We start from the raw sequence: 13,001 nt of genomic DNA, 5'->3' as shown, positions 1-13,001 counted from the left end.
CCTGACCTGTAGGAGCCGGCTTGCCGGCGATCACGTCAGCCGCCATCGCCCGCAAGCGGGCTCCTGCCTCAGGGGATTTATCTCGCCATCGCCTTCCCCGGATTGCATCCGGGCTACCGACGTAACGCGACCTCGTCGAGTACGGTGCTATGTGGGCCGAAGCTGCGCTCGGTGATGCTCCAGCCGCCATTCTGTTTGAGGTTCAGCACCGTGCTGGCGCGAGTGCCGTAGGTGGCGCTGGCGATAAACACACTCGACAGCAGGCGCTCCGTGGCCAGTCCTACGCCAGTGTCCGGCAGCAGGTGGTCGGCTGGCTGGCTGCTGTCGCTCAGCATCTCAAGCAAGTCCTCATCCACCCCATCGATGCGCTCACTCAACGCATCTCTGGCGCGCAGCAGCTTCGGCCAGGGCGTGTCGAGGCTGGCGTTGGACAGGCCATATATGCCGCTCTCTAGTTGCCTGGGCTGCCCTTCCTGAGAATTGAAATGCCAGAGCTGTTGAGCATCGCCAACCAGCAGATTGAAGCCGGCATATTCGGTGGCATCGCGCATGATCCTGTCGAGATAGGCCGGCGCCGACTCCTGACCCAGCAAGTAGTCGGCTGTCAGCGCGCCGCGTGAACGCGGGCCGGCTTTCTGCCTGGGATCGCGGATATTGGTCAGCGCCGCGAAGCGGCCTTGCGCGGTAACGCCGAGCCAGGTACCCCCAGCTTGCAGATCGCGACCGGCGAATACGCCAGGTGCATCCGGCCATTCACTCAATGCGGCGCTGGGGCGTGAGTAGAACTCGTCGCGATTGGCCGCCAGGCGCAGCACCGTCGGGCTTTCGGGCTGCCAGGCGAAGACGATCAGGCACATGCGCATTCCTCCTATGGCGGAGTCTGGCAGGCTAGCGAGCTCAGCCAGGGGCGGCAACCGTTCCGTCGATCCGTGTGCCGTTGAGGAGACATTTCCGCTACCATGCCGCTTTGTTTTTGGGGGTGTCTATGGAGCTGCTGCTCTACCTGGTACTGGGCTCGGCTGCCGGTGTGCTGGCTGGCCTGTTCGGCGTGGGCGGTGGTCTGATCATCGTGCCGGTGCTGGTGCTGAGCTTCACCGCACAGGGTCTGGCAACGGAAATCCTCACTCACCTGGCAGTGGGCACTTCCCTGGCGACGATCATCTTTACCTCGATCAACTCGCTGCTCGAGCATCACCGCAAGGGCGCGGTACGCTGGCCGCTGTTTCGCTGGCTGACTCTGGGTATCCTGCTGGGTGCAGCGCTGGGGGCGCTAACCGCAGCGCTGATCCAGGGGCCTTGGTTGCAGAAGATCATCGGTACCTTCGCTATCATCGTTGCTGCGCAGATGGCGCTGGACCTGAAACCCAAGGCCAGTCGCGGTGTCCCAGGCAAGCCGACATTGACGGTAGCCGGCGGGGTGATCGGTTGGGCTTCGGCGATCTTCGGCATTGGCGGTGGTTCGCTGACCGTGCCCTTTCTGGTCTGGCGCAGCGTGCCGATCCAGCAGGCGGTGGCCACTTCGGCGGCCTGTGGCTTGCCGATCGCCATTGCCGGTGCGCTGAGTTTCATGTTTACCGGTTGGGGGAATCCGAATCTGCCGCCATGGAGCGTCGGTTTCGTGTATCTCCCGGCAGTACTGGGGATCGCCATGACCAGCATGTTCTTTGCCCGTTTGGGGGCGCGTCTGGCTCATCGCCTGTCGCCCCTGTTGCTCAAGCGTCTGTTCGCCCTGCTGCTGCTGAGCGTGGGCCTGAGTTTTTTCATTTAAGGAGTCCTGGATGCTACCTTATCCGCAGATCGACCCGGTGGCCATCGCCCTTGGTCCCCTGAAAATCCACTGGTACGGCCTGATGTACCTGGTCGGTATTGGCGGTGCCTGGTGGCTGGCCTCGCGCCGGCTGGAGCGTTTCGATGCGACCTGGAGTAAGGACAAACTGTCCGATCTGGTGTTCTGGGTGGCCATGGGGGTGATTCTCGGCGGCCGTCTGGGTTACGTGTTCTTCTATGACTTTGCTGCCTATATCGCCGAACCGGCAAAGATTCTGCGGGTCTGGGAAGGCGGCATGTCCTTCCACGGCGGGCTGATCGGGGTGATGCTGGCGACTTGGTGGTTCGGCAAGCGCAACGGCAAAAGCTTCTTCGAGCTGATGGACTTCATCGCACCACTGGTGCCGATTGGCCTGGGTGCCGGACGCATTGGCAACTTTATCAACGCCGAGCTGTGGGGCAAGGCCGCCGATGTGCCCTGGGCGATGGTCTTTCCCACCGACCCCGAGCAACTGGCGCGGCATCCGTCGCAGCTCTACCAGTTCGCCCTGGAAGGCGTGGCGCTGTTCACCATCCTCTGGTTCTATTCGCGTAAACCACGTCCGACCATGGCGGTATCCGGCATGTTCGCCGCCTGTTACGGGGTGTTCCGCTTCATCGTCGAATTCGTCCGTGTGCCGGATGCCCAGCTGGGCTACCTGGCCTGGGACTGGCTGACCATGGGGCAGGTTCTCTGCCTGCCGATGATCCTCGGTGGCATCGGCTTGATCGCCTACGCCTACAAGCGCCAGCCCGTTCAACGAGCCGCCTGATGAAACAGTATCTCGACCTGATGCGCCACGTGCGCGAGCACGGCACCTTCAAGGAAGACCGTACCGGTACCGGCACCTACAGCGTGTTCGGCTACCAGATGCGCTTCGACCTGGCCGACGGCTTCCCTCTCGTCACCACCAAGAAGTGCCACCTGCGTTCGATCATCCACGAGTTGCTGTGGTTTCTGCAGGGTGACACCAACATCAAGTACCTCAAGGACAACGGTGTCAGCATCTGGGATGAATGGGCCGACGAGAATGGTGACCTCGGCCCAGTCTACGGCTACCAGTGGCGCAGTTGGCCGGCGCCCAACGGCGAGTCCATCGACCAGATCGCCAAGCTGATCGAGATGATCAGGAAGAATCCGGATTCGCGCCGCCTGATCGTCTCGGCCTGGAACCCGGCGCTGGTCGAGCAGATGGCCCTGCCACCGTGCCACGCGCTGTTCCAGTTCTATGTGGCGGACGGCAAGCTCAGCTGCCAGCTCTATCAGCGTTCGGCGGACATCTTCCTTTTATGCCCCCATCCAGAAAGCGCACAGTACGTGATGGTTGCGTAAAAAAATTTACCTTCACGGTCGGTTTATTGTGATCTACGATAACTGCACTGTTTGCACAATGCGTGCTGAGGGTAAATTCGATGAAGGTGGTTGCTGCGAGAAGGGTGGTTCTGGATCTGAGTGAGTCCTTGCTGAATGAGGATGGGGCCCAGGTATCAGGTCTTGTGAATGTCACAGGAGGTGCGGTCTTTGATGACGACGAACGCTTGTTGCCCCTGTGCTCAGGGTTCCTCACACAGCATGCCAAGGAGGAGTCCCTTTCGATCACTTCGGTAGAGACCTATGGCAAAAACCTAGGGTATGCCCACCAATACCTGAAAGCCCGTCGTGAATTCGCCACAGCCAGCTCAGACGAAGCCTTTCTCGAAGTCAGCAGAAGCTTGCTGGCCGAGTACATTGCCCACCTGATTGAGAACGAAGAACTCTCGACGAAGACGGTGCGCAACCGAGACGCCACCCTGCTGTCCTTTTACGACTCCTATCTCTGCGCTCCGACCTTTCGTGGGCCAGTTTTGCGTGAGGATAACCCTTACGAGAAAGGGCTGATCTCGCCCAGTCCCAAGAAGAACCTGGTCATTCCTTGCAGCCTCTTGGAGCTTGAAACTCTCATCACCTTTAGTGACTGTGAGCGCGAGCGCTGCGTACTCCAATTCATTTTTGATGCAGGGATCAGGCGCTCAGAGCTGCCCAGGGTGACACTGGCAGCTGTTAAAAAAGCCCTGGATGCCCAGCGGTATCAGTACATCTCCAGCGGTGATGCCCCTCCACTCGATACTGACTACTGCTCGCTGGAAATTGCAGGCAGCAAGGGCCGGTCGAACCAGGAGAAGCCGCGTTACACGCTCGTCAGCCGCGCCACCTTGCAGCGAGTTCAGCGGTATCACGCCTCTGTTCTCTACAGGAAGCACGCACGCAAGTTCAAAGACGCTGAAAGCACACCTGCATTCATGAATGCCCATGGTGATGCCTATACGGCGAACTCTGTCAGCAAGCTGCTTGAGCGGTTGAGCGCTAGGGCAATCAAGGCCTGCAAGCTGAAGAAGCCCATTTCTCCACACAAGCTCAGGCACGGCTATGCCTATGCAATCTTGAGCAGTCCCGATCTCGGGGAGGACTTTGCGGAGCGTCTGTTCATCGCCCAGAAAACGATGGGCCATGCAGACATCACGACGACCCAGATCTACACCATGGTGCCGTTCGACATCTACAGCCGCATCAACGGCGCCATGGATGACACCACCACCAAAGCTGAGAACATGCAGGCGCTATCAGATGCGACTCGCTTGAAGATCGGCCTGGGAGATAGCAAGTAATGACAGCGCATGAGCAGGTATTGATGGGCCTCCCAACCTTGGCCGAGATTGAGCAGCGCTTGGGTGAATGGGTAGTAACAGTCAGTGGCAACCGAAAAGCCCTTTTGGATATCCCACTTCAGTACACCGATAAAACCACGATCTCTCGTCGATTCGTTTCAGAAGTCACTGGTCTTCCAGAAGAGACATTGCGTATCGCTCTGCGTGACCACAGGCATCTCCTGGCAGACCTCGAACAGGAGATGCACCGGGAAGGGATCATCGTCCAGGGCTACAACATTCTCGACAGCGAACAGAGCCGACTGGTGCTGCGCTGGTATGAGCACCTGACGGATGAGGAAAAGCTACAGGTCGAGCTTCGCGGCGACCTGGTTGCGCATATCGGCTACCTCAATCAAATGGAGGCATTCAAAAAGAGCCCGCTTCGCTACCCCTTATACAAAATCAAGCGCGCAGAGATAGCCCAGGATGTCATGCGACGCCGTGAGCTTGTTGATGCGATTCAACAGCACGAGATTGCCCAACGTGTCGAGGCATGGGCGAACAAAGCTCTCGCATCAAGGCAAGCGCTTTTAGATGTTGAGTTGGGCATTAAAGAGCCGCTTGCCATTGCTCCGTCCTACCTTGAGAAGGAGGTCGGTGCAGGCGTTGACCGCATTCAAGCCAGTGAGTGGTTAACGAGGGTCATACAGGGCATGCAGCGGGAGAACATCATCCTGCCTGGGTACAGCCCTCTGGTGTGAGGCGCGCAGGAAGATACTGCGCTGGTACGAAAACCTCAGCGATGAGCAGAAGCTTGGTGTTGAAGTTTTTGGTGGCCAAGTGAAGATGAAGGGATACCTGGATCAGGTGCCTGAGCTGGTTCCTGGCCACAAACTCTTACCGCTCTACAACGAGACTCGTGAGGAAATTGCAAGCGATGTAATCCGTCGTCGTGAAGATCACCAGCGCATGCTGGATCTGATTCCTCAGGAGCTAGATCCAGTCACTGAAAGCCGACTGCAACAGTGGTCTGACAAGGTCATTCAGAGCCGTACGGCATTGCTAGACGTTGAGCTGGGGAGTGGCAAGGATCCAAACATCTCGACTTCATACCTGTCTGAGCAGATCGGCATTCAGCTCGATACGGGCCTAGAGCACCCTGCATTACAACGCGTCATCGACGCCATGGTTCTCGAAAAGATCGTTGTGCAGGGGTATGGCTCCACAGAGTGCAACCTACGGCGAATCGCATTGCGCTGGTTCGAACGACTGGACGACCGTGAAAAGGCGAGGGTTCGCCTAATTAACGGGCAAATAGCACATGTGGGGACGCTAGATCAGATCGATGGTATTGAGCTTAATCATCGGCATTATGCACTGCTGGGCATCACGAGAACTGAGCTTGGCCAAGCAGTATTGACACTCCAAGAGCAATACCCACCTGAAGACACCTCTTTTTCACACACGGTGCAGAACCAGCTAAATCACTGGGTAGCTTCTGTCCTTGGTCGCCGCGAGAAATTGTTGGAGATTGAACTTGCTCAGAAGGGCCGCCTAGCGGTCTCTGCCACTTATGTGAGTAACCTGACTGGCCTTAGTAAAGACACGCTCTACGGTCAAACAGAGATGCCCGAAGTGCTTCAGGCCATGATCGCCGAAGGCATCATCGTTGAGGGCTACAACGTTGGCGATTGCGACAAACGCCGTAGGCTTCTGCGCTGGTATGAGGGTCTTGATGATCAGGAAAAACTTGCCGTTGAGACTTATGGGGATCAGCTAAAGCCTGCTTATCTCGAAACCATCCCAGAGCTTGCTGGCATCAACCCTACGCCCCTGTACAACCTGACTCGCACAGAAATTGGGAAGGATGTCCTGAGGCGACGCGCTGAAGTGGCAGCCCCACCAGGCAGGACAGGCACCCACGAGGTTAAGCGCAGGGTGGATGCATGGCTGAAGGATGTGTTGAGTAGCCGTGAAAAGCTTCTGACAGTTCAGCTCAATGCCAGCGGCCCCCTTGCGGTTTCAGTCCCATACCTCTCCGAACAGCTTGGTGTCAGTAAGTCGGTACTGAACAAATACAACGACATGCCCGAAGTGATCGAAGCCATGAAGCGCGAAAGGATCATTCTGCCGGGCTACATGTCATCTGAGTGCGATAAGCGCCGAAAGCTTCTCCGCTGGTACGAGGGGCTTTCCGAGCAGGAAAAATTCGGCATCCCGTTGTTTGGCAACAAAATCAAAAAGAAGGGCTATCTGGATCAAATTCCTGGAGTCCGGGAGTTACTCACCAGCTCCATGCACAAACTGATCAACCTGACTCTCGATGAGATCAGTGAAGATCTGGTGCGGCTGGGCGTGGGAAATAGCGATTACAAGACTGTTGAGGAGCGCGAGCTGGAGAAGGCTCAGAAACCTAAAGAGGAGACGGTCAGCTACAAAAAGCACTTCTTTGCGTTGCGCGCGGTATCAGTCGCATCAGTGGCTGATTTGGCACAGTCAGCAGATATTCCGTTCACTCCTGTGATGCATCTATTCGCTGCTGCATCCATGCAGAGTCATAGTGAGTCCGGTCAGTCCAACTATTACGATGCTAGTAAGTGCTTTATCCAGTGCCTTGTTGATGGTGGGCACAACGACGGTGATTCGGTGCTGACGATGCTCGGTGAGCACACACTGACTCGGTTCAGGAAATACCTGCAAAGCTTGCTTCAGAATGCACAAATCTCTACGGCAGTGGCCAATACGCATATGAGCGCAGCTAGGAGGATGCTGGAGCGTGCGACGGAGATTGACGGTCTGGGCTTGCACAGCTTTTATCCCGCGCCCGGTTTCGATGTAGCGCGTGAAACAGATCTTTACAACCCATATTCACCTGATGAACGCAGCCGAATTTCTGAAGCCATACAGACTGCGATTGCCCATACCCATGCTTTGGCCCAACCCTACGTCTGCACTGGGGTTGGTGAGGATCCCTACGACGAGCACGGCAAGGTCAAGGTTGGCATAGCGACGCTCGAAACTGCGCGATGGATTTTCGAGAACAAGCTGGGTTGTGTGCCCATCAATTTCGCAAATCTAGACGTGAATGATAAGTACCACAGGTACTTTCGGAATGTCCTTAACGCCTCCAGCTTGTCGATTTATGACATCTACGAAAGTTGGGGCGTTCTTTATGACCGCTCTTCGAAGGTGCTTGCACCCTACATAGCAAGACTTGCGCAAGTCACTGGCCTCAATGCTGACTCCATTGCGACGCTTCAGTTAGATGACTTTGTTCCTGTGCACCCGCTCAGTCAGAGGCCTTGTCTTCGGTATTGGAAAGAAAGGTCGACAGGTGAGAAAGAATACCATTTGGATATTTTCAAAGCCGAGATTTCTTGGCTGACCACTAGTCAGGCTAGAGAAATTAAGAAGATCATAGACGATGTTGTTCTTATAACGTCTGAGTTTAGGGGCTGTGCTGGCCCCGGCATTAAGGATGACTTATTTATATATCAATCTTCATCAAGAGCGACTTGGGGTGAGATCAAATCTTTGTCTCAGCAACGTTCTGTTTTGAATATTGCTCTTAGAAGTTTTTCTGAGAAAAGTAATTTGCTTACCGATTCAGGAGAGCCGCTATCCCTGTCGCCCTCGCGGTTCAGGCCCAGCTTCGTCAGCGAACTGGTTGAGAGAGGTGTCTCTGTTCGCGAAATTCAAATGATGCTTGGTCACGAGAATATTGAAACAACCCTCAAGTATTTGGAACGGATGGACTTCAATCGGGTTGCGCGGGATAAGCTGGAGGTTGCGCTTAGAGAAATTCACTCTGAAACCATTACAGATAAGCCAGTAACCGCAGCCCCTGATATTAACTCCGGCAATGACGACAATATTATCTTCAAGACGCCGCTTGGCGGGTGCAAGAATATTTTCAATCCGCCAGATTTCATAAAGAATCTTCGTAACTACGTTCCTGGAAAACCTTGCGCGCTCTACAATAAATGCTTGGCTTGCGAAAATAATATGATTACCAAATCGGACTTGCCCGCGCTGTTCGCAATGCGCAGGGATTACTTGCATATACTGCACACTAATCGGGTGGCGGATACACCATATGGCTATGTGGTTCTTGAAAATCTAAATCTGCTTGAAAATATTTTGGATCCAGAGCTTTCTGATTTTTCGCAAGAAGAACTTGAAGAAGCTGAGCGCCTGTCGGAATACGTTGATACCAATATTGCTATTGAAGGGGTTGGGCAATGAGTGAGAAATATATCAACCAACTAGCCCAATTCCGCACCTGGCGTACTGACTTCTTGCCGGCTGTCGAGTCGGCAGTACAAGAACCGTCAACCATTAGTGGCGGAAGTGAAGCCGCTCTAGAGGCTTGGGGCTACTATCAATCCCTCATGGCAATGCCAGTATCTAAACTGTCGAAATTTGGTGACGCCATATGGGATTTTAACGCAGACGATCCACATGCGGCGAGAAACGTAAAGGGCGCAAAGCTAAAAATAGACTTTTCTAGATACACAAATCTTAATGCGACGGCAATCTTAGAGGTTAAGGCAGCACTTAATTTTTATTTGCTGGCTCCCTCGGCAGTTGCGGGCGATACTCCGCGAAGTAAAAAAACGGTTAAGTACAATACTGCCATTGCTAACTTTGAGAGTGGCCTAAGATTTGTTGATCGCATGTACGCTTGTGCCATTGAAGAGTACAAGGCGGCTTTCATTTCCTCGACGTGCTTTAGTATCTCTCAGCTTGATGACGGTATCTATGAAAAAGCGGCAGAGACATTTGAGCATAAATACAGTAATGGGCTTTCTCGATTCTTTAGTATTTTGCGATCCCCGTATTTGAGGGATTCAGTATTTGGTAATCCTCTGAGCAATAAAAAGCTCGAATCCTTACCTTGGAAATTGGAGGATTTAGAGGAAGATGAAGATGGCGACGAAGAAAGTCAGGACGATCAAGATGATGAGGCAAATCATCTGCCTAATGACGTTTTCGAGGCAGTTTCCAATTTCGCATCCTTGCAAGTGGTTGATTTTCTAGATGCGCTGAGCTTGCCAATTCAAGACGTGGATTCGCTAAAGCGGAGGAATGTTAAGGGCTTCAGGATGAGTGGTCAGTATGGGCTTTCCCCCAGGCTGATGGAGCTATATACCGTCATGCGTTTGGGCGCTAAGGGGTATGACTATTCGGCAGTCATGCAGCTTCTCGGTGCTGTTCCTGAAGGCGTAAGTATTGGCGATAAGCTTGTTTCAAGAGATGCCATCGAGAAACTGGCGGGCGGTTTGATACACGATGATTTTAGAAAATACTTAAACCTGGTGAATTACAGTTGCTGTTACCTAGTGGCGCAGTATACCGGTATGCGCCCATCTGAGTTGTGTGAGCTCATGGTGGAGAGTTGCTTGATTCAGGAAGGGAGGTATTGGTTGCTAGAGTCCAGAGTGATCAAGCATCAGCAGGCAGATCGCAAGTTATTCGATGACAAATGGATTGCCATACCTATTATCAGAGATGCTATTGAAGCAGCCCGTGTGGTTGCGCGTTACAAACAAAGTCCGTATCTGTTTTCGAATGTGGCCACGGTAGCGCCAGATAGTGTTTGTCTTGCATTGCACTCAGGTGGGATTAAACACCAGTTGCAGAAGCTGTTCTCTGTCGTGCTCAGTAAGCAGCAGTATCAGGACTTGGAGTTCAGTCCGTACACCCTTCGACACACACTTGCATTTCAAATGTATCGGATTGACCTTGGTCTACCCTTTATTTCCCATCAACTCAAACATTTTGGGGAGATCGTAGGTGGATACGCAGGGAAGGGTGTAAGTAAGGTTACGCTGGGCTACGGTGGCATTGGCGACATGCTCGGGAAAGGTGGCCGCCATGTTAAAAACCCGCTTCGTAGGGAGGCGGAAATTGAGGCCGTAAAGGATTTTTATGACCCTGACGGTGGCTATGCTGGCCTTAATGCGTCTGCCCACAAGGCCCGTAATCAGCAAGTCTTTAAAGGCTATATGGCCGCTGGTTACACTAAAGATCAAATTATCGCTGCTATGGCTGATCAAGGCATGGCCATAGTTAACGTCGGCTTAGGCTTTTGTTATGGCAATGTAACTGAGGACTTTAATGATGCTCTGCCTTGCGCAGGGGGACTTCGCTGCAATCCCAATCGGTGTTCAAATTCTGTTGTAGGCGAAGTTCATGCGCCCAAATGGCGTGAGGTTTATTATCAGAATAAAGCATTGCTTGATGACCCGCTGTATGCAGATCGGCGTGAGCAAATTGAAGAAATCATGAAAGAAGCTGCTGGCGTCCTCAGGTATCTGGGGCAGGAGGTCGAGGATTGAAGCAGCAAGCATTTGAGAGTCGAAACAAAGAAGACTTCGATCAGAATACAGAGGCATTAAGTAAGGCTTTACAGGTCATTGCGTCCGATAACAAACTCAAGGCAACCATCAGTGAGCTAAGTCGAATCTCGGGTATTCACAGAAATACTATTCGTAATAGACGCTGGCCATCTGAGCGATTGGAAGCAATAAAGGAGCAGCGGAAGCTAGAAGAACTAAGGATCAAACTTAAGAAAGAGAAACGACAAGACCCGGTTTCTGTGTTGGCGGAAAAGCTAGAAAAAAGCCGTCTTGAAGTAGTATACTGGTTCAATCAACGTAACGAGCTAGAAGAAACTGCTCGCGCATTAGAAGTTAGACTTAAATCTATGAGCGAGAGTCGCGATTTTTATCTTAAGCAGTCCGAGGCAGGCCTGCTTGAAATTAATAGTCTGAAGCTCGAAATCGAGAAGCTCAAGGGAGTCATCTCGATTCTAGAAACTGAGCGTTCCGAGGGCTCAACATGAAGGCTTACCAAGATCTACTGTCAGACGTCCTCAACAACGGCGTCCAGAAAGGCGACCGCACCGGCACCGGCACCGTGAGCGTTTTCGGTCGGCAGTTCCGCCATAACTTGGAAGACGGTTTCCCGCTGCTGACTACCAAGAAGGTGCACTTCAAGGGAATCGTCAACGAGTTGCTTTGGTTCCTTAAGGGCGACACCAACACCAAGTGGCTCCGTGAGAACGGTGTGACCATCTGGGATGAGTGGGCGACCGAGGACGGTGACCTGGGCCCGATCTATGGCAAGCAGTGGACTGCTTGGCCGACAAAGGATGGCAAGACGGTCAACCAGATCGACTACGTTGTCGACACCCTTAAGAACAACCCCAACAGCCGCCGCATCCTGTTCCATGGCTGGAATGTCGAATACCTGCCTGATGAGAAGGTAAGCGCCCAGGAGAACGTAAAGAACGGCAAAATGGCTCTTCCCCCGTGCCACCTGCTGTACCAGTTCTACGTCGCCAACAACAAGTTGTCGGCTCACCTGCTGATTCGGTCGTCAGACCTGTTCTTGGGCTGGCCGTACAACTGCGCATCTCTCGCGACCCTCACCCACATGCTGGCCCAGCAGTGCGATCTGGGTGTGGGCGAGATCGTCATCACCATGAGCGATGCGCACATCTACCTGAACCACCTTGAGCAGGTGAAGCTCCAGCTCACTCGCGATCCCAAGCCTCTGCCGAAGCTGAAGATCAAGCGTAAGCCTGACAGCATTTACGATTACTCGTTTGAGGACTTCGAGCTGGAAGGGTACGAGCCGCACCCGCACATCGCGGCACCGGTTTCGATCTGATAGCAGCGACAGTTGCTTGCGCATGGAGCCATCTGGTGCGTGGCTCCTGGGCGGGCTTAGTTGTCAGGTGCCTGGATGTCTGCAAGGAACGAAGGAATCCGGACAACCTTGAAAGCTGGCACGCGCAGATCCAGCTCCAGGGATCGGGAAAAGTGGGCGACGTAGGTTGCACTGTCAAAACCGACAGGAGCAACCTCAGAGGTTTGCATCCATGAGGTCACCCGCTTGAGCGCCGAACAGAAGACTGGGAGCACATCTACGTACACTTGGTTCGTGGGGTATCCTTCCCGCTTTGCGTGATCTGCGATCTGTTCGAAGGCGAGGTTATCATTCCAAAGCTTGCGCAATGTGTCTGGCTTTCGAATGGAGCTGTGGGATAGCCGCTGGTAGAAGTCCTGCAAGGGCAGTGGATACCGCGAAGTCCGCTCAGATTGTCGCTCGTATTCACCTATTAGATAGGCCGCCCCGGCCTTTCCTGACACTCCTCCATCTAAGATCATCATCCGATTCCAACTGGTAAACAGCGTGTGATCACGATGGTGCAGGGCATTACGTAATACGATCATCAGTGACGTATCAGCGTGATCGAAATAGCCAAAGCCTGGAACGCTCTTGGTGAGGTCGTACAGACGATGGAATGACTCCAGCTTTGCCTCGAAGGCCCGATCAAGGTTGGCAACGGCTTCTTCCTGATCGACCTGCATCAGGTAGTGAAATCTTGCACTCGACTCTGCATAAAGGCGCATCGTGTTCGAAAGGGCTTCCCAGGCGTATTGGGTCGGTGACATCTGATTATCTCGGTTAGTGGGGCGCATCAATCACGCGGATTAAGGTGACTCAAGAGGCTAATGCGCCAATAAGTGCCCCCCTGTGTGTTTCTGTGGCCTCAG

General features: G+C 53.7%; 10 protein-coding genes and 1 pseudogene. 9 read left to right on the top strand and 2 right to left on the bottom strand.

Annotation, left to right across the window (positions count from 1 at the left end; translation table 11 throughout):
• Nucleotides 1–113: 113 nt before the first annotated feature.
• Complete coding sequence (locus N5J71_RS17635) at nucleotides 114–857, bottom strand: NRDE family protein (RefSeq protein ID WP_003464088.1); 744 nt, start codon at nucleotides 855–857, stop codon at nucleotides 114–116.
• A 128-nt stretch (nucleotides 858–985) separates the two neighbouring features.
• Between N5J71_RS17635 and N5J71_RS17630 the strand changes: the two genes are divergently transcribed.
• From N5J71_RS17630 to N5J71_RS17590, 9 genes and pseudogenes are all read left to right on the top strand, one after another.
• Nucleotides 986–1,768, top strand: a complete 783-nt coding sequence (locus tag N5J71_RS17630) for a sulfite exporter TauE/SafE family protein (RefSeq protein ID WP_003464085.1) — start codon at nucleotides 986–988, stop codon at nucleotides 1,766–1,768.
• A gap of 10 nt (nucleotides 1,769–1,778) precedes the next feature.
• Nucleotides 1,779–2,579: a prolipoprotein diacylglyceryl transferase gene (gene lgt, locus N5J71_RS17625; protein ID WP_003464080.1), complete on the top strand. Its 801-nt coding sequence runs from the start codon at nucleotides 1,779–1,781 to the stop codon at nucleotides 2,577–2,579.
• Nucleotides 2,579–3,103 (top strand): annotated as a pseudogene (locus N5J71_RS17620) (thymidylate synthase); the annotation flags it as partial. The gene lgt and the pseudogene N5J71_RS17620, both read left to right, overlap by 1 nt.
• A 116-nt stretch (nucleotides 3,104–3,219) precedes the next feature.
• Nucleotides 3,220–4,452 carry a tyrosine-type recombinase/integrase gene (locus N5J71_RS17615; RefSeq protein WP_161866132.1) on the top strand — a complete coding sequence of 411 codons (1,233 nt, stop codon included), beginning with the start codon at nucleotides 3,220–3,222 and terminating at the stop codon, nucleotides 4,450–4,452.
• Nucleotides 4,452–5,195 carry a hypothetical protein gene (locus N5J71_RS17610; protein WP_279917336.1) on the top strand — a complete coding sequence of 248 codons (744 nt, stop codon included), beginning with the start codon at nucleotides 4,452–4,454 and terminating at the stop codon, nucleotides 5,193–5,195. Before N5J71_RS17615 ends, N5J71_RS17610 begins: the two co-directional genes overlap by 1 nt.
• Before the next feature lie 85 nt (nucleotides 5,196–5,280).
• Nucleotides 5,281–8,679: a site-specific integrase gene (locus tag N5J71_RS17605; protein ID WP_279917346.1), complete on the top strand. Its 3,399-nt coding sequence runs from the start codon at nucleotides 5,281–5,283 to the stop codon at nucleotides 8,677–8,679.
• Nucleotides 8,676–10,775, top strand: coding sequence for a tyrosine-type recombinase/integrase (locus tag N5J71_RS17600; protein ID WP_279917335.1), 2,100 nt, complete (start codon nucleotides 8,676–8,678; stop codon nucleotides 10,773–10,775). The genes N5J71_RS17605 and N5J71_RS17600 overlap by 4 nt, the downstream gene beginning before the upstream one ends.
• Entirely contained in the window at nucleotides 10,772–11,281 is a 510-nt protein-coding gene (locus N5J71_RS17595) for a hypothetical protein (protein WP_257598592.1), read from the top strand. Before N5J71_RS17600 ends, N5J71_RS17595 begins: the two co-directional genes overlap by 4 nt.
• Nucleotides 11,278–12,111, top strand: a complete 834-nt coding sequence (locus tag N5J71_RS17590) for a thymidylate synthase (protein WP_279917334.1) — start codon at nucleotides 11,278–11,280, stop codon at nucleotides 12,109–12,111. The genes N5J71_RS17595 and N5J71_RS17590 overlap by 4 nt, the downstream gene beginning before the upstream one ends.
• A 56-nt stretch (nucleotides 12,112–12,167) precedes the next feature.
• On the opposite strand, the gene N5J71_RS17585 is transcribed toward N5J71_RS17590, so the two are convergent.
• Nucleotides 12,168–12,899, bottom strand: a complete 732-nt coding sequence (locus N5J71_RS17585; protein WP_161866127.1) for a hypothetical protein — start codon at nucleotides 12,897–12,899, stop codon at nucleotides 12,168–12,170.
• Between the last annotated feature and the right edge of the window lie 102 nt (nucleotides 12,900–13,001).

Origin of the sequence: Ectopseudomonas oleovorans (assembly GCF_029845265.1) — a bacterium.
Taxonomy (GTDB): Bacteria; Pseudomonadota; Gammaproteobacteria; order Pseudomonadales; family Pseudomonadaceae; genus Aquipseudomonas; species Aquipseudomonas oleovorans.
The sequence above is the reverse complement of the archived record's forward strand: the minus strand, read 5'-3'. Positions and strand labels throughout refer to the sequence as shown.